Source organism: Modestobacter sp. VKM Ac-2978 (assembly GCF_026968025.1).
Classification (GTDB): domain Bacteria; phylum Actinomycetota; class Actinomycetes; order Mycobacteriales; family Geodermatophilaceae; genus Modestobacter.
Genome location: NZ_JAPVBP010000007.1, coordinates 134,259 through 150,093 on the forward strand (window position 1 = coordinate 134,259; position 15,835 = coordinate 150,093).

General features: G+C 73.7%; 16 protein-coding genes. 10 read left to right on the top strand and 6 right to left on the bottom strand.

Translation table 11 applies throughout. The features are described from left to right. The first annotated feature begins 15 nt into the window (after nt 1–15). From O2W53_RS17485 to O2W53_RS17495, 3 genes are all read left to right on the top strand, one after another. Nucleotides 16–585, top strand: a complete 570-nt coding sequence (locus O2W53_RS17485; RefSeq protein ID WP_269164334.1) for a hypothetical protein — start codon at nt 16–18, stop codon at nt 583–585. Next, complete coding sequence (locus tag O2W53_RS17490; RefSeq protein ID WP_269164335.1) at nt 582–2,114, top strand: FAD-dependent monooxygenase; 1,533 nt, start codon at nt 582–584, stop codon at nt 2,112–2,114. Before O2W53_RS17485 ends, O2W53_RS17490 begins: the two co-directional genes overlap by 4 nt. Nucleotides 2,115–2,181: 67 nt before the next feature. Further along, the gene (locus O2W53_RS17495) at nt 2,182–2,637 is read left to right on the top strand and encodes a potassium channel family protein (RefSeq protein WP_269164336.1); all 456 of its coding nucleotides are present in this window, start codon (nt 2,182–2,184) and stop codon (nt 2,635–2,637) included. 22 nt (nt 2,638–2,659) lie between these two features. Here the strand turns inward: O2W53_RS17495 and O2W53_RS17500 are convergent, their stop codons facing one another. Both O2W53_RS17500 and O2W53_RS17505 read right to left on the bottom strand, forming a co-directional pair. Further along, entirely contained in the window at nt 2,660–2,869 is a 210-nt protein-coding gene (locus O2W53_RS17500) for a LapA family protein (RefSeq protein WP_269164337.1), read from the bottom strand. Between the two features lie 79 nt (nt 2,870–2,948). After that, nucleotides 2,949–3,389: a DUF4383 domain-containing protein gene (locus O2W53_RS17505; RefSeq protein WP_269164338.1), complete on the bottom strand. Its 441-nt coding sequence runs from the start codon at nt 3,387–3,389 to the stop codon at nt 2,949–2,951. Nucleotides 3,390–3,683: 294 nt separating this feature from the next. On the opposite strand from O2W53_RS17505, the gene O2W53_RS17510 reads away from it, so the two are divergent. Beyond that, on the top strand, nt 3,684–4,118 hold the full coding sequence (locus O2W53_RS17510) for a hypothetical protein (RefSeq protein WP_269164339.1): 435 nt from the start codon (nt 3,684–3,686) through the stop codon (nt 4,116–4,118). A gap of 9 nt (nt 4,119–4,127) precedes the next feature. On the opposite strand, the gene O2W53_RS17515 is transcribed toward O2W53_RS17510, so the two are convergent. From O2W53_RS17515 to O2W53_RS17525, 3 genes are all read right to left on the bottom strand, one after another. Continuing rightward, entirely contained in the window at nt 4,128–4,904 is a 777-nt protein-coding gene (locus tag O2W53_RS17515; protein WP_269164340.1) for a sulfite exporter TauE/SafE family protein, read from the bottom strand. 268 nt (nt 4,905–5,172) lie between these two features. Continuing rightward, nucleotides 5,173–6,546, bottom strand: coding sequence for an MBL fold metallo-hydrolase (locus O2W53_RS17520; RefSeq protein WP_269164341.1), 1,374 nt, complete (start codon nt 6,544–6,546; stop codon nt 5,173–5,175). Between the two features lie 70 nt (nt 6,547–6,616). Beyond that, the gene (locus tag O2W53_RS17525) at nt 6,617–6,883 is read right to left on the bottom strand and encodes a metal-sensitive transcriptional regulator (protein ID WP_269164342.1); all 267 of its coding nucleotides are present in this window, start codon (nt 6,881–6,883) and stop codon (nt 6,617–6,619) included. 126 nt (nt 6,884–7,009) lie between these two features. Between O2W53_RS17525 and O2W53_RS17530 the strand changes: the two genes are divergently transcribed. The 3 genes from O2W53_RS17530 to O2W53_RS17540 all read left to right on the top strand — a co-directional run bounded on the left by O2W53_RS17530 (nt 7,010) and on the right by O2W53_RS17540 (nt 10,847). After that, nucleotides 7,010–9,472, top strand: coding sequence for an HAD-IC family P-type ATPase (locus O2W53_RS17530; protein WP_269164343.1), 2,463 nt, complete (start codon nt 7,010–7,012; stop codon nt 9,470–9,472). After that, nucleotides 9,472–10,371 (top strand): alpha/beta fold hydrolase, encoded by a 900-nt coding sequence (locus O2W53_RS17535; RefSeq protein ID WP_269164344.1) that lies wholly within the window; start codon nt 9,472–9,474, stop codon nt 10,369–10,371. Before O2W53_RS17530 ends, O2W53_RS17535 begins: the two co-directional genes overlap by 1 nt. Before the next feature lie 80 nt (nt 10,372–10,451). After that, a complete protein-coding gene (locus O2W53_RS17540) occupies nt 10,452–10,847 on the top strand; it encodes a nitroreductase/quinone reductase family protein (protein ID WP_269164345.1) in 396 nt (131 codons plus the stop codon). A 21-nt stretch (nt 10,848–10,868) separates the two neighbouring features. On the opposite strand, the gene O2W53_RS17545 is transcribed toward O2W53_RS17540, so the two are convergent. Continuing rightward, nucleotides 10,869–13,148 carry a heavy metal translocating P-type ATPase gene (locus O2W53_RS17545; protein ID WP_269164346.1) on the bottom strand — a complete coding sequence of 760 codons (2,280 nt, stop codon included), beginning with the start codon at nt 13,146–13,148 and terminating at the stop codon, nt 10,869–10,871. A 654-nt stretch (nt 13,149–13,802) separates the two neighbouring features. On the opposite strand from O2W53_RS17545, the gene O2W53_RS17550 reads away from it, so the two are divergent. From O2W53_RS17550 to O2W53_RS17560, 3 genes are all read left to right on the top strand, one after another. After that, nucleotides 13,803–14,558 carry a hypothetical protein gene (locus O2W53_RS17550; RefSeq protein WP_269164347.1) on the top strand — a complete coding sequence of 252 codons (756 nt, stop codon included), beginning with the start codon at nt 13,803–13,805 and terminating at the stop codon, nt 14,556–14,558. 293 nt (nt 14,559–14,851) lie between these two features. Beyond that, on the top strand, nt 14,852–15,493 hold the full coding sequence (locus O2W53_RS17555; protein ID WP_269164348.1) for a hypothetical protein: 642 nt from the start codon (nt 14,852–14,854) through the stop codon (nt 15,491–15,493). Continuing rightward, nucleotides 15,490–15,780, top strand: a complete 291-nt coding sequence (locus O2W53_RS17560; RefSeq protein ID WP_269164349.1) for a hypothetical protein — start codon at nt 15,490–15,492, stop codon at nt 15,778–15,780. The genes O2W53_RS17555 and O2W53_RS17560 overlap by 4 nt, the downstream gene beginning before the upstream one ends. The last annotated feature ends 55 nt before the right edge of the window (nt 15,781–15,835 follow it).

The window sequence follows — 15,835 nt, forward strand, 5'->3', positions numbered from 1 at the left end:
CTGGAGGAGGACGCCATGGAGGAACAGTCACCGTTGCCACCCGTCGAGGCCTGGCGCGCGGTCGCCCGCTGCGTGCTGCGTTCCGCGGTCCTGCTGGCCCAGCGCCGGCTCCGGTCGCCCCGCCGGCACGTGGGCCTCCGCCTGCGGTTCGCCGACGGCACGACCGGCACGGTCTACCGGGAGACCCGGGTCGATCGGCTCGCCCCGGTCGACCCGTCCCTCCTCGTCGTGGAGTTCCGGCTGCGTGGGGTCCACGGGCCCCGGGCGCACGCTCTCTTCCGCGCCGAGAGCCTGCTGAACACACCGTTGTTCGCCGGGTTCCCCGGCCTGGTGTCCAAGCTCTGGGTCGCCGCCGACGAGCACGACGTCTACCGGGGCGTGTACGAGTGGGACGGGCCCGACCGGGCCGAGGCCTACGCCCGCGCGCTGTGGCGGGTGCTGGCGCTGGTGAGCGTGCCGGGCTCGATCCACCACCGCGTCGTCCCGGGGCTGCGCCGGGCCCAGGTGCTGGCCGACCCCGCGGTGCTGGCGGCCGGTGCCCCGGGCGGCACGGCGGACTGGTGGCGGCTGGTCGACGCGGGATGAGCACGCCGCTGGACGTGCTGGTCGTCGGCGCCGGGCCGACCGGCCTGGCCCTCGGGCTGCAGGCTGCCGCCCACGGCGCCCGGGTGCGGGTGGTGGACGCCCGGACCACGGCGAGCCGGCCGTCCCGGGCGCTGATCGTGCACGCCCGCACCCTGGAGGTGCTCCGGCCGCTCGGGGTGGTCGACGACCTGCTCGCCGGGGCCGACACCAGTCCCGCGGTGGAGCTGCACCTGGGTCGGTCGACCGTGCCGGTCCGGCTGGGTGACCTCGCACTCCCGGACACCGCCTTCCCGCACCTGACCTTAGTGCGCCAGCAGGAGGTCGAGCGGGTGCTGACCGCGGCCCTGGCCGACCACGGTGTCCCGGTGGAGTGGGGCACGCCGCTGGTGACCGTCGCGGACGGGCCTGACGACGTCGCCGCGGTGCTGCGGCGGGACGGCGAGGACGAGGTCGTGCACTGCGGGGCACTCGCCGGGTGCGACGGGGTCGACAGCACGGTGCGGACCGCGGCCGGCATCGGCTGGCCCGGTGCACGCGCCCGTCCCGAGGTGGTGCTGGCGGACGTGGACCTGGCCGGGGGACTCGCCCCCGGGACCGCCCACGTCGGTGCCGGCCGGGGTGGTCTGCTGATGGCCTTCGCGCTGGGGGAGGGGGCGCCGTGGCGGCTGGTCGCCACCCGGGCGGCGCCGGACGTGCTGCCCCCGGGCACCGGCGGCCCTGCGGTGACCATCGGTGAGCTGCAGGAGCTGCTCGAGGTCGCGGGGCTGCCCGCCCGGGTCACCGCCGTGGCGTGGTCCAGCCGGATCGCCCTGCAGCACCGGCTGGCCGGCGCGTACCGCTCCGGCCGGCTGTTCCTCGCCGGTGACGCCGCGCATGCCTGGTCCCCGGCCGGCGGGCAGGGGATGAACACCGGCCTCCAGGACGCCACCGCACTGGGCTGGCGGCTCGCGGCGGCGGCCACCAGCACCGCACCGGAGGTGCTGCTGGACTCCTACGAGGCCGAACGCCGCCCGGTCGCCGCCGCGATGCTGGTGCTCACCCGGTCGCTCTTCTGGGCGGAGTCGGGGACCGACCGGGTGGCCGCGACCCTGCGCGGGCGGCTGGCGCCGACGGCCGCGCCGCTGGTCCCGTGGGTGCTCGCCCGGCGCCGGCTCGTGGCGCGGGGGCTCCGGGTGCTGGCCCAGCTGGACACCGGCTACCGGGGTGGGCCGCTGGGCCGGACGGGCAGCACCCCGCGGCCCGGCCGACTGCACCCGGGAGACCGGGTGCCCGACGGACCTGTGCGCTGTGGCGGCCGGGACCTGCGGCTGCACGAGCTGATCGCCCGGCCGGGGGTGCACGTGCTCCTGGACCGCGACGCCCCAGATCCGCCGGTGACGGGCCGGTTGGTGCACCTGCACCGGCTGGCCAGCAGTCCTGGCCGGGGGGTGGTCGCCGTCCGCCCCGACGGCCACGCAGGCTTCACCAGCGGCGCCGTCGACGCCGAGCTGGTCTGGTGGCTGGCCTCGGTCGGCGTCGCCCGTGGCTGACACCCGGCTGATCCGACGTGGACGGCGGGAAGGGCGGACCCGGCTGATCGCCGCGACGACCCTTCTGGTGGCTGCCTACTACCTGGTGCCGGTCGCCGACCCGGCAGGACCGCAGACGGCGCTGCGTGCCGGGGCCACGGCCGGGGTCCTCGCGCTGGCCGTGTGGGCCATCGGCCGCGAGGTCGTGCGCGGTGCCCGCGCCGCGGGAGCCCCGGTCGGCGCGGAGGCACTGCGCGTGGACCGGCTGCTGGTTGCGCTGGTGCTCGGCGTCCTCGTGTTCGCGCTCGCCGACCACGTGGTGGCCTCCGGTGCGGAGGGGCAGTTCGTCGGGTTGGAGACCCGGACCGACGCGCTGTACTTCGCGCTCTCCACGTTGTGCACGGTGGGCTTCGGTGACGTCCACGCCACCGGCCAGCTGGCCCGGGTCCTGGTCAGCCTGCAGATGGTCTTCGACGTGGCGGTGCTGGCGTCCGCGGCCCAGGTGGTGGGCCGCGGACTGCTGCGCCGGGTCGACCAGCGGTGAGCGCAACCGGTGACCGTCGCGTTCAGGGTCGGCGGGCCGCCGGGGCGCCGGTGCTGCGCCGCCGGACCAGCAGGTACCCGATGAGCGCTCCCAGCGCGCCGGCCACGGAGAGGGCCACCCACAGCGGCAGCGTGACCGAGCCGACCAGGAAGGAGACCTCGGCCCGTTGCCGGTCGACCATGATCCACACCACCAACAGCACGGCCGCTGCGATGGCCAGCAGCGTGCGCACGCTGCCGCGGGCCCGTCCGGCGGCCGCCCGCCTCCACGTCCGGCCCGCTCACGGGGCGCCCACCGGCTCGTCCCGGCGGTCAGCCACGTGCGACGTGCCGGCGAGCCGTGGACCGCACCGGCCCGCGCGCGATGACGAGGCCGACCAGCGCGGCGAGCAGGTGCAGGGCGTTGTCCGCGCGGTTGAGCACGAGGAGGTCCCAGGACTCGCCGACCGCGACGAGCCCGTAGACGAACGCAGTGCCGTAGCCGATCGCCAGAGTCCAGCCGTAACAGCGGGCGCCGTAGAGGGTGCCGGCCAGCGCCAGCCCGAGGACGCCGATGGCCAGGTGCGCCATGTCGAGCAACGGGTTGGTCGTGAGCCCCAGGACCGTGGTCCCCGGCATGCCGGTGACGTCGTCGAAGGCGGTGACGAGCAAGCCGACCGCGCCCGCGAGCGTGTGGACCACGCCCATGACGAGAGCGGTCAGCTGCAGCCAGCCCATCGTGCTGCGATCACGCGGTTCCTCACGAGTGGCCATGGTCTCGTCCTCCGGGACATGCGGGTGTGGACATCAGTACCGGTCGGTGCCGCCGGCGCCGCAGAGGCCGAGGTCCCCGACCGCAGAGGCTTCGGACGCGCTTCCGGAGTCGGACTGCCAGTCCGTGGCCGGGCGGGACAACAGGCGGCCTCCTGACCCACAGCGGGCCCACGACCAGCAGCTCGGGCACTCCGGCCTCGTGCACACCCGACTTCCGGCCCGGGTGGGCGGCCCGCGCCGCACCTAGCGTCAGCGGCGGACGACGACCAGGACGAGCCGACCTCGGAGGGCACCGTGACGCAGGTGGGACAGGCGCAGCTGGCGCAGGGGCGGAGCAACCGGATCGGCTACGTCATCGCCGTGCTGGTCAACGCGGGAGGGCTGGTCGTGCTGCACCTCTGGCCGGGCTGGCAGGAGTTCGCCGTCCTCACCGCGGACACCCGGTCGGTGCTCGGCATCGTGGACGCAGCGCTCGTCGTGGGCATCGTGGTGAACGTCGTCCTGCTGCTCCGCAGTCCGGCCTGGCCGACGGCGGCGGGGTCGCTGGTGACCACCCTGGTCAGCCTGGCGGCGATGGCGCGGATCTGGCAGGTCTTCCCCTTCGACGTCTCGGACACCGGGGAGACGGTGCTGCGGGTGCTGCTCGTGGTGGGCCTCGTCGGGGCCTGCCTCGGCGTCCTCGCGCTGGTGGTCTCCCTGCTGCGGATGCGGCAGCTCTCCGGGCTCTGACCGGGCTGCTCAGCCGGTCAACAGCCCGACGACCAGCTGGACGGTGATCCCGCCGGCGACCAGGAAGACCAGCCCGGCGAACCAGCGGCGGAGCCGCGCGGTGTCCAGCCGGCTGCCGAGCCGGGCGGTCAGCAGTGCGGCGGCGACGGCCACTGCGGTGAAGGTGAGGGTGACCGGCAGGTCGAGGCCGACCTCGCCGGCGTGGGCGGCGAAACCCGCGGCGGAGTTGACCGCCACGATCAGCAGCGACGTACCGATGGCCGTGGTCATCGGGAGCCCCAGGGCGACCACGAGCACCGGGATGACCAGGAAGCCGCCGCCCACCCCGAGCAGGCCGGTGAGGAAGCCGACGGCCAGGCCCCCGGCCAGCGTCCGGGGCAGGCACCGCCGCCAGTTCACCGTGCCGCCGACGGTGGAGCAGGCCGCCCCGGTGTCCGGCCGGTCCTGCAGCATGCGCACGCCGGCGGCCGCCATCAGTGCCGCGAACAGGGCCAGGACGACGTCGTCGGGGAGCAGCCGGTTCACCGCCGCCCCGGCGAAGGCGGTCGCCGCTCCCGCTGCACCGAACAGGGCCCCGATCCGCCAGGCGATCTGCCCGGCCCGCAGCCGGGGTGCCAGGGCCACCAGCGCGGTCACGCCCACGACCAGCAGAGAGGTGGCCACCGCCTGCTGCAGCGGTTGCCCGACGGCGTAGACGAGGCCGGGGACGGCCAGCACCGAGCCGCCACCGCCGAGCAGACCGATGAGGGCCCCGATGACCAGGCCCAGGCCGATGGCCGCGATCATCGGTCCGCCGGCCGACAGGTCACCGGCGGCCGAGGATCCGGCTGAGCCGTCCGGCGGGCCGTTCGGGCCGTGGGTGCCCCTGGCACCGCTGGGCCGATGGCACGCCGGCCATGACCAGGTCGACGTGCTGGCCGCAGCCGGCCCAGGTGGTCTTGCCACAGGTGCTGCACGTGGTCGCTCGACACATGGAGTCCTCCTCCGTCGGGGTGTGGGTGGTCGGGCCGGCTGCCACCGGGAGGCAGGGGGTCCTCACCGGTGGCAGCCGGGCTCAGGCCGAGACCGGCTCGGCGTGCAGGCCGACGGCGGCCGCCCCGGTCTCGGGGTCGGCGTAGCCGCCGTCGACCAGCACCGGGCGGCGACCCGCGCGGGCCAGCAGGGAGGCGGCGATGGACGCCCGGTAGCCGGACCCGCAGTAGACCCACACCTCGCCGTCCGGCACCTCGGCGAGCCGGCTCCGCAGCTCGTGGACCGGCACGTGCAGCGAGCCGCGCACCCCGCCGCGCGCCCGCTCGTCGTCTCGGCGTGCGTCCAGCACGGTGACCGGTCCGGCGGCCACGGCCGCGGCCAGTCCCGGGAAGTCACTGACCGGGTAGGACTCGAGCGCACCTCCTGCGGACAGCTCCTCCGGGGTGCCGGTGGCGGCGCCGGCGAGGCGGTCGATGCCGATCCGCACCAGTTCCCGGCGGGCTTCCGTGATCTGCTCGACCGACTCGCCGAGCAGGGTCAGCGGTGCCCCCCAGTCGTAGAGCCAGCCGAGGTACGTGAGGAAGTTGGTGGACAGCTCGAAGGACAACGCACCGGGCAGGTGACCGGCCGCGAACGCCGTGCGGTTCCGCAGGTCGATCACCCACTCCCCGGCAGCGAGCCGCCGGGCCAGCTCGGCCGGCTCGACGGCGCGAGGTGCGGAGAGGTCCACCGGCGCGGGGCCCGCGGCGTTCGTCGGTCCCATGTGCGCGTAGTAGGCCGGGTACGCGCCGAGGCCGGCGATGAGCTCGTCGACGAAGGTCTGCTCGTCCTGGGTCAGCGCGGGGTTCACCCGGGCCTGCTCGCCGATGGTGGAGGAGGTCCCGCTGGTCGGGGTGGCGGAGCAGAAGCTGCCGAAGCCGTGGGTCGGGAACACCGGGGTGCCGGCCGGGAGCTCGGCGGCCAGCCGGCGGACCGAGTGGTACTGGGCGTGGGTCAGCGCATCGGTGTGTGCGTCCCCGAGCAGGTCGGTGCGGCCGGTCGCACCGTAGAGCAGCGAGCCGCCGGTGAAAACCGCCTGGACGGCCCCTCCAGCGTCGGTCAGCACGTAGCTCACGTGGTGGTGGGTGTGGCCCGGGGTGTGCAGGACCCGCAGGCGGAGGGGCCCGGCGGTCAGCACGTCGCCGTCGGCAGCCGGGACCCGCTCGTAGGAGACGGTGTCCCCGGCCGGGACGACGTATCCCGCGCCCGTGCTGCGTGCCAGCTCCAGGCCCCCGGTGACGTAGTCGTTGTGCAGGTGGGTCTCCAGCACCAGGGCGATCTGTGCACCCCGGTCGGCGGCGAGTCGTTCGACCCGGTCGATGTCGCGCTGCGGGTCGATGACCACCGCGGTGCCACCAGCGGTGACCAGGTAGCTGCGGTCACCGAGGCTCGAGGTCTCGATCACGTCGATCTGCACTGTGGTCCTCCTACGGTACGGGGTAGGGGTATCGATGGGTCAGCGACGGTGGCTCTGGGGTTGGCCGACGTCAGGCCAGTGACAGGAAGAGGCGCTCGAGCTCGCGGAGGTCGAGCTCGCGCCTCTCTCCGTCCTCGGTCGTGGAGCAGTGCCGCATCCCGGTGGAGACGACGGCGAACCCGGCCTTGTTCAAGGCCTTCGACGCCGCGGCCAGCTGGGTGACCACCGCCGAGCAGTCCCGCCCGTCCTCGATCATCCGGACGATGCCGCCGATCTGCCCCTCGATGCGCCGCAAGCGCTTGACCACGTCCGTGAGCTCGCCCTGGGGGATGTCCACGAGTCGATGGTAGATACCCCGGGGGGTATGCGCAACACGATTCCGCGGGACGTCCGACCCTGGTTGCGCCGGCAGGCCGCTGGGAGCTTGAGGCACGTGAAGGTGGTGCGGTCGACGAGCGGGGGCGTGATCGCCACCTCGGAGCGCAGCGGGCCGAACGAGCCGGCTGGACGACCGCTGACGCCGCGGACCGGCCTCTGCGCCGCGGACGTCGTAGCTCGGGTGGCGGCCGGGCAGACGAACGCCACGACCGTGCGGACGAGCCGCACGATCGGCGAGATCGTCCGGGCGAACGTGTTCACGTTCTTCAACGGTCTGCTCGTCGCGTTGTTCGTGCTCGTCGCCCTGACCGGGCGCTGGCAGAACGCGCTGTTCGGCGGGGTCGTGATCGCCAACTCGGCGATCGGCATCGTCCAGGAGCTGCGGGCGAAGCGGACGCTGGACCGGCTGGCCGTGCTCAACGCCCCGCGGGCGCGGGTGGTGCGCGAGTCCACCGAGCGCGACCTCGCGGTGGCCGAGGTGGTGCTCGACGACCTGCTCTGCCTGGTCGCCGGTGACCAGGTGCCGGCCGACGGCGTCGTGCGCGACTGCACGGGGCTGACCGTCGACGAGTCGCTGCTCACCGGAGAGTCCGAGCCGGTGGTCAAGGGGACCGGTGACCCGGTGTTATCCGGGTCGATCGTCGTCGCCGGACGCGGACTCGTGCAGACCACAGCGGTGGGGGACGACTCCTACGCCGCTCGGCTCGCGACCGAGGCGCGCCGCTTCACCACCACGCACTCGGAGCTCATCTCCGCGACCAACCGGCTGCTTCGCTGGATCTCGCTCATGCTGCTCGTGATCGGGCCGGCCGTGCTGTGGAGTCAGTTCCGCACGCCGGACAACGAGAGCTGGCAGGACGCCGTCACCGGCACGGTCGCCGCGCTGGTCGGGATGATCCCCGAGGGCCTGGTGCTGCTCACCACGCTGGCCTTCATGGTCGCCACCGTGTCCCTGGCCCGCCGCTCGACCCTGGTGCAGGAGCTGCCCGCCGTCGAGGGGCTGGCCCGCGTGGACGTCGTCTGCCTGGACAAGACCGGCACGCTCACCCACGGCGACGTGCGTTTCGACGAGCTGGTCCTGCTGACCCCGGCTGCCGATGCGGCACCTGCGGCGGTGGCGATGCTGGCCGCCGCGGACCCGGCCAACGCGACTGCCGCTGCACTCGCGGCCGCCTTTCCGTCGTCGGGGCCCGGACCGCTGGACATCGTGCCGTTCTCCTCGGCGCGGAAGTGGTCCGCCGTGCGAACCGAGGACGCGGTGACATGGGCGCTGGGGGCGCCGGAGATGGTGCTGCCCACCCCGGCCTCGGTCGCCCAGTCAGTGGCGAGGACCCGGGCCGACGACCTGGCGGCCCTGGGGCGCCGGGTGCTGCTGCTCGCCCGGTCGACCGCGCCCTGGACGGGAGGAGCCGATGACGTCCGGCTGCCGGCGGACCTGGTGCCGGTTGCGCTGGTGGTGCTGGCCGAGCACCTGCGGGAGGACGCCGCCGAGGTCCTCAGGTACTTCACCGACCAGGGCGTGGCGCTCAAGGTCATCTCCGGGGACAACCCACGGACCGTGGGGGCCGTGGCGGCCGCGGTCGGTGTCCCCGGTGTGACCGGCGCGACCGATGCCGTCGACGCCCGCACCCTCCCCGAGGACGCCGACGCGCTGGCCCAGGTGGTGGAGGACTGCAGCGTCTTCGGTCGGGTGACCCCGCACCAGAAGCGGGCGATGGTGGCGGCTCTGCAGCGGCGCGGGCACGTCGTCGCGATGACCGGGGACGGCGTCAACGACGCGCTGGCCCTCAAGGACGCCGACATCGGCGTGGCGATGGGCAACGGATCGCCGGCCACCCGGGCCGTGGCGCAGTTGGTGCTCCTGGACGGCCGGTTCGCGCACCTGCCGGAGGCGGTGGCCGAGGGACGGCGGGTGATCGCCAACATCGAGCGGGCCGCGAACCTGTTCCTGGTCAAGAACGTGTACTCGCTGGTGCTGGCGCTGATCACCGTCGTGACCCTGGGCGCCTACCCGCTCGCCCCGATCCAGCTGACCCTGATCTCGACCCTCACCATCGGGGTACCCGGCTTCTTCCTGGCGCTGGCCCCGAACCGGCGGCGCTACCTGCCCGGGTTCCTTCGCCGGGTGCTGACCTTCTCCCTGCCCACCGGTGCCCTCATCGGGTGTGCTGCCTACGCGGGCCACGCGGTCACCCGCTGGCTGCAGCCTGACGCCGACACGGCCGCCGCACGGACGACGGCGACGATCGTGGTCCTGCTGATGGCGCTGTGGACGCTGGGCATCCTGGCGCGCCCACTCACCACCGTGAAGGCCGGCCTGCTCCTCACGATGACCGGCCTCGCGTTCCTGTGCATCGCCGTCCCGGTGATCGCGCAGTCGATCGTCCTGCTGGAGGTGACGGTGCCGTCGGTGGGCGTCGGCCTGGGGATCGGGGCGAGTGGTGCGCTGCTGGTCGAGGTCGTCCACCGCCTCCTGCCTGCGTCCACCGTGACCTGGCGGTCGGGACCCGCACCTCGCCAAACCGCATCCGAGAGAGGACCGCACTGATGAGCAGCTCCGAGAACCACCAGGTGGCCACGGCCGACGGCCGGGTGCTCGAGGTCCTGACCGCCGGGCCGGACGACGGGTTCCCCCTGGTGTTCCACCACGGGACGCCGCAGGCGGCCGTCCCGTACGGGATCCTGGAGCGACCGGCAGCCGCACGCGGGCTCCGGACCATCGCCTGTTCCCGTCCGGGCTACGGACGCTCGACACCTCGGGGCGACGCGGGGACCACCGCGACCGTCGCCGACGACGCCCTGGACACAGCAGCGGTCCTGGACCACTTCGGCTACGACGAGTTCGTCACGCTGGGCTGGTCCGGCGGGGGACCGCGGGCACTGGCGTGCGCAGCGGTGCTCCCCGACCGGTGTCGAGCGGCGACCTGCGGGGTGGGCATCGCACCTCCGGACGCCGCGGGGCTCGACCTGCTCGCGGGGATGGCCCCGGAGAACGTCGCCGAGTACACCGCCGTCCGTCAGGGCAGTGCGGCCCTCACGGCCTTCCTGGAGGAGCACGGCACACCGGTGTTCTCGGTGACCGCCGACCTGATCGTCCTGGGCCTTGGCGACCTGCTGCCGGAGGTGGACAAGGCGGCGCTGACCGGAGAGCTCGCCGAGTACCTCGCCGCCTCGGCGCGGCGCGCCGGGCTCCAGGGCATCGTCGGCTGGCGCGACGACGACCTCACCCACAGCCGGCCGTGGGGCTTCGACCTCGGCCGGATCACCGTGCCGGTGTCCGTCTGGCAGGGCACGGAGGACCGCATGGTGCCCTTCGCGCACGCCGTCTGGCTCGCCGAGCACGTGGCCGGGGCCCGTGCTCACCTGCTGGAGGACGAAGGTCACGTGTCCTTGGTCGTGCAGATGGACCGGGTCATCGACGACCTCCTCGACCTCGCGGGCCGGTAGGCCGGTCGACGGGTGAGCCGACGGCGGGGTGGGCCTGTCGCGGCAGGAACGGCAGCACGTCGAGCAGAGGAGTACGCACCATGTGGGTCAGGAACCATCTGGCGAACCCGGTCGTCCGGGCGCTGGGACACAGCCGTGCGCACCGGCTCCTCGGCCGGCACCTGGTCCTCCTGTCCTACTGCGGGCGCCGCACCGGGCGCCGGCACGAGATCCCGGTCATGACGGCGGCCGCGGGGGAGGACCTGGTCGTGGTGGCCGCCGACCCCGAGGCCAAGACGTGGTGGCGCAACTTCGGGGTGGAGCCGACAGACGTGCTGATCTGCGTCAACGGCCGGGACGAGCCGCGGACCGCCCGCCGGTTCGCGCCGGGAGAGCCCGGGTACAGCGAGGCGCTCACGGCCTACCGACGAACCTTCCCGCGGGTCCCGGCCACGAGCGGGGAGCCGGTCGTCGTCCTGGCTCCGCGCGCCCACTGAGCGGCGTGCCGGGCTGGGTGGCTACTCGCCGGCGAGGACGAAGTAGCTCTCCTCCTCCTGCAGGTAGTGGAGCTGCAGCAGGGCGTGCAGGCCGTACAGGCAGGCGAGCAGGTCCTCCCGCCGTTCCTGGTCCAGGTCGGCGCCCTGGGCGAGGGCGTCGAGGTGGGTCTGGATCCGGCGGGCCAGCCGGCCGATCTCGGCATGTGCTCGACTCATCGGCGCAACCGCCTCGTCGGACCCCAGGACGTGGGCCAGGGCCGGGTAGAGCTCGGCCTCCTCGGCCTCCTCGTGCGGGACCAGCCGTTCCACCAGCGCGCTCCTGGCGCGGCGCAGTGCCTCGACCGCCTCCGGGGTCGGCGCGTCGGCCAGCGCATCAGCTGCTGCCCGGACGAGTGGGAGGACCTGGTGCAGGTCGTGCTGCTCTGCGGCGAACCGGCGCAGCAGCACCTGGGTCGCCGGCTGCACGGGACGGCCACCGACCCCACCGCCACGCAGGGCCCGGAGGGCGTTGAGGATCACCGCGACGTCGATGGCCTCCTGCAGCAGTGCCCCGAACGCGGGCGGGATCAGGCCGACAGCGGCCAGCCCCATCGCCGTCAGGGACAGCCCCATGCCCACCGCCGCGCTCTGCACCGCGATGCGCCGCGCGTACCGGGCGATCTCCATCGCGTCGGCAACCCGGTCGAGCCGGTCGGTGGTGAGCACCACGTCGGCCGCCTGGGAAGAGGCGGTCGAGCCACGAGCGCCCATCGCGATCCCCACCGTGGCCGCGGCGAGCGCCGGGGCGTCGTTCAGGCCGTCCCCGACCATCACCGTGACCGCCTGTTCGCGCTCGGCCCGCACCGCCGCCACCTTGCCGGCCGGCGTCTGCTGGGCGCGCACCTCGTCCAGCCCCAGCACGGCGCCGACCTCCCGCGCCGGTTCGGGCCGGTCGCCGGTCAGCATCACCAGACGGGTGATGCCGGCCGATCGCAGGCGGCGCATCGTCCGGCCGGCGTCCGGCCGGAGCGGGTCCTTCAGCAGCAGCGCACCCACCATGACGCCGTCGACCTCGACCCACACCAGGGCGCAGCCGTCCAGCCCGGCCCGGCTGACCGCCGTGCGCGCCCAGGCGGCGTCCGGGACGGCGTCCTGCTTGCCGACCCGCACGAATGCGCTGTCGACCATGGCAACGACACCACGACCGGGCTCTTCCTGGACGTCGGCAGGCAGCACCAGCGGGATACCCCGCGCCCGCGCCTCGGCGACCACGGCCTCGGCCAGCACGTGCGGGGACAGCCGGTCGGCCGAGGCCGCCAGCCGCAGCACCTCCGCCGCGGCCCGACCGGGGGCGGTCAGCACCTCGGTGACCGCGGGCCGGCCGGCCGTCAGCGTGCCGGTCTTGTCCAGCACCATGGTCCGGGCGGAACCCAGGCGCTCCAGCGCACCGCCACCGCGGACGACCACCCCCAGCCGTGACGTCCGGGACAGGCCGGAGACGATCGCCACCGGGGCCGCCAGCAGCAGCGGGCACGGGGTCGCCACCACCAGCACCGCCACGGCGCGGTCCGGCGTCCCGCTGACCGCCCAGGCGAGTCCGGCGACGACGAGGGAGAGCGGCAGGAACCAGGCAGCGAACCGGTCGGCCAGCCGGACCACCGGCGCGTTGTCGGCGCCGGCCTGCTGCACCAGGGCGACGATCCCGGCGTAGGTGCTCTCGGCGGCAGGGACGGTGCAGCGCAGCGCGACGGCGCCGCCGGCGTTCAGCGTGCCGCTGCGCACGGCCTCGCCGACGGCGCGCTCCACCAGTTCCGGCTCCCCGGTCAGTGCCGACTCGTCCAGGACCGCGGGGCTGTCGACCACCACCCCGTCGACCGGGAGCACCTCGCCCGGCCCCACCAGCACCAGGTCGCCGACGGCCACCTGGTCCACGGGGACCTCGGACACCACGGACCCGACCCGGCGGCGTGCCGTCCTCGGCGCCCGCTCCAGCAACGCCCGCAGGTCCCGGGTCGCGCGTCGCTGGGCGGCCGCCTCCAGGGTTCGGCCGGTCGCGAGCATGACCGCTATCAGGGCGCCGGCCAGGTACTCGCCGACCGCCAGGGTCCCCACCAGCGCGAGCAGAGCGATCAGGTCCACCCCCAGGCGCCGTCGGATGAGGTCTGCGATCACCCACCCTGCTGACGGCAGGACCGCGACCAAGGTAGCGATGGCCCACAGCGCGTCGTCCCACCTGCCGAGGCCGCTGGCCCAGGCCAGCCCGCCTGCCGCGAGCAGTGCCAGGGTCACGGTCAGCAGCGCCGGCTCCAGCCACCGGCTCACCTTCGACAACCAACTGAGCCCAGCCGTGGGCCGGGACGTAGATCGGTCGGACATGCGCCCCTCCCTGACCACCGGCGTTCGACCGACGCCGCGTGGTCTCGACCCTCGTGGGGAGCCCCTGGATCCGGCCATCGGCGCCAGTCCTCGGCCGGCATGACCTTGGTCCTCAACTCGACCGACCGACCGAGCGACCGACGGATGTCACCCGCCGTGGTCGGCAAAATCGAGTTGGCCACCGAACAGGTGCGTCTGCTCCTCGAACCGTGAGGCCGCCAAGTTGGTGAGTGCTCGCTTCAACCAGAAGGCGACCCAGTCGACCACGGCGGAGCGATCCCGTCGTGGTGAGCGCACAGAATGGACGCAACAGATTGAAGTACCGAATCTCCCAAAGGGTGACGCTGCTAGGGACTGCCAAATTCCAGTTGGACAGCCCCTGAACGACCGCCAAGTCCGTCCACAGTTGGAACGGTGAGGGCCCCGGCGTCGACCGTGCCTCCGTCTCCCTGCTCAAACGTCACAAGAGCCGGCATCGGTGCGCGGGTCACCCCCCGCGGGTTACGCCGGTCCCACGTGTGTCACCCCGGCGGGGGGACGTCACCGTGAACGTTTCTTCGGAGCGTCGACGGCATCGCACTGATGCCGGAGGCGCCACAGATGTTCCACGACCCCACGATCGTCGGCAGTTGGCCGGCGCTCGCCGCCCGACTCGACGCCAACGCCGCCCTGCCTCGCTGGGCCGAATCCGAACCCGCACTTGTAGGTCTCGCCGCCGTCGCCGACCTCGTCGAGGTCTGCTCCGAGTCGGGCGAGCACGAGCGAAGCAACGCCGTCCTGGCCGCACTCGTCCGGCTCGCTGCAGTCGACGGCGGGCGCGACGACGATGCGCTCGCGCTGTTGCTGCACCTGCTGAGCGGGCTGGTCTGGACGATGGTCCGGCAGTTGCGAGACCTGAGCCCGGACATCGTCGCCGTGGTGGTCGGGGAGCTCACCTGCCAGATCCGGCGTTACCCGTGGCAGCGCCGCCCGCGTGCGGTGGCTGCGAACCTGCGGGCCGACACCCGTCGTGCGGTGCTCGCCGAACTGCGACCGCGAGACCGCCGCCACCCGGAACGTGGTGAGTTCCTCACCGTCGATGGTGACGTCACCCGGTTGATGCCTGCCGACCCACGCGACGACGCCGAGGACCTCGACATCGCGGACTTGCTGCAGTGGGCGGTCCGGTCCGGGGTGGACGCTGCGGACCTGGAGTTGCTCGTCGCGACCGAGTGCGGCCGTGACCTTCAGCAGGGCGGCGACTCGAAGGTCGCCGCTGAGTACGGCATCTCTACCCGCACGCTTTACCGCCGGCGGAACCGCACCATCGCCGCGCTGCGCACCGTCGCCCGCGACTACCTGGCGGCGGTCGCGTGAACACCCCACTGGCTCCCCTCGACAGCCCGGCATCGAGTGAGGGCGTCTGCGCGGGCCACCCTGCTGAGCGCCGCCTACTGGCCGTCGCCGAGGTCCAGCAAGCCCTGCGGGAACTGCGATCAAGGCAGGCTGTTCGCCTCGTCGACGTCGGGGGTGACACGGCTTCCGAGCCTCGGAAGAGCCGGGGTGACAGGACACCGGGGAGGCACCGGGCGGGGGGTGACAGTGACCTGCCGACCGGCTGGATCACCGTGTTGGCGGGGCACGCCGGTGCGGGGGCTTCCACTGTGGCCTTGGCGATCAGTGACGCTGCTGCAGCAACTGGTCAACCGGCGCACCTGATCGATAATGCGCACCCCGCCCGTTCCGGCCTCGGGGCCGCAGCGTCGGCGGAGCTGGGAATGGACGACACAGGGGCCTGGCGCCGGGGCCTCCGGTCCACCGTCACCATCGACCGCCGTGCGACGGATGCGTCGCCGAGCGGCTGGCCGGTGCCGACCGGCCATCGCGCGGGGGTGACGGTCCTCGATCTTGGGCTGGACGCTGACGGTCGGGCTTGCCGCACCGTCAATCGCGCGCACACCGTCGTCGTCTGCCGGCCGACCGTCCCCGGTGTTCGCCTGACGGAGGCACTCCTCGATCAGCTGGGGAATCAGGTCGTCGTCGTCGCTGCCGTCGGTGGCCGCCGATGGCCCGGTGAGGTCGCTGCCAGCTCGGGGCCTCGGCTGCGTGCTCTGCGCCTTGCCGGACAGGTCGTCGCCGTTCCGCTGGAGCGGCGACTCGAGGTCACCGGCCTCACCGGCCAGCCACTGCCCTCGTCGATCCAGGCGGCCGGCCGCGCGCTGCTTGCACTGCTGTCTTCCCGGCGCCCCGGGGTCGCGCTGGCGTCAGTCACGACCACCAGTCCAGGACCCTTCCCAGGAGCATCCCGATGACCGCCCGGCTTGCAGATTCGTTGATGGCCGCCGGCGTCTGCCCGGCCGCACCACCTGGCATGCAGGTCTACGCCGATCAGATCCAGTCCTGGGTGAAGTGGGGCGTCCTGGCCGTTCTGGGGATCTGCTTCTTCGCCAGCGTCGGGATGCTGATCTGGGGGCGGGTCACCCACCATCCCCGGGGAGCCCGGCTGGGGATGGACGGGATCCTGATTTGCCTGGTCGGCGCGATTCTCTACGTCGTCGGGTACGTCATCGTCCTGTCGATCGTCGGGACCGGCTGCTGATGGTCCGCCATCGGAGCGGCCGTGAGCCGCACGGCTTCCCGTGGTCACGGCGCAA

What these genes read in the sequence shown, in the direction of transcription:
- O2W53_RS17505 (WP_269164338.1), bottom strand. Translation starts at nt 3,389, where the DNA reads ATGGCCACTCGTGAGGAACCGCGTGATCGCAGCACGATGGGCTGGCTG.
- O2W53_RS17535 (WP_269164344.1), top strand. Translation starts at nt 9,472, where the DNA reads ATGAGCAGCTCCGAGAACCACCAGGTGGCCACGGCCGACGGCCGGGTG.
- O2W53_RS17560 (WP_269164349.1), top strand. Translation starts at nt 15,490, where the DNA reads ATGACCGCCCGGCTTGCAGATTCGTTGATGGCCGCCGGCGTCTGCCCG.
- O2W53_RS17515 (WP_269164340.1), bottom strand. Translation starts at nt 4,904, where the DNA reads ATGATCGCGGCCATCGGCCTGGGCCTGGTCATCGGGGCCCTCATCGGT.
- O2W53_RS17490 (WP_269164335.1), top strand. Translation starts at nt 582, where the DNA reads ATGAGCACGCCGCTGGACGTGCTGGTCGTCGGCGCCGGGCCGACCGGC.
- O2W53_RS17550 (WP_269164347.1), top strand. Translation starts at nt 13,803, where the DNA reads ATGTTCCACGACCCCACGATCGTCGGCAGTTGGCCGGCGCTCGCCGCC.
- O2W53_RS17540 (WP_269164345.1), top strand. Translation starts at nt 10,452, where the DNA reads ATGTGGGTCAGGAACCATCTGGCGAACCCGGTCGTCCGGGCGCTGGGA.
- O2W53_RS17485 (WP_269164334.1), top strand. Translation starts at nt 16, where the DNA reads ATGGAGGAACAGTCACCGTTGCCACCCGTCGAGGCCTGGCGCGCGGTC.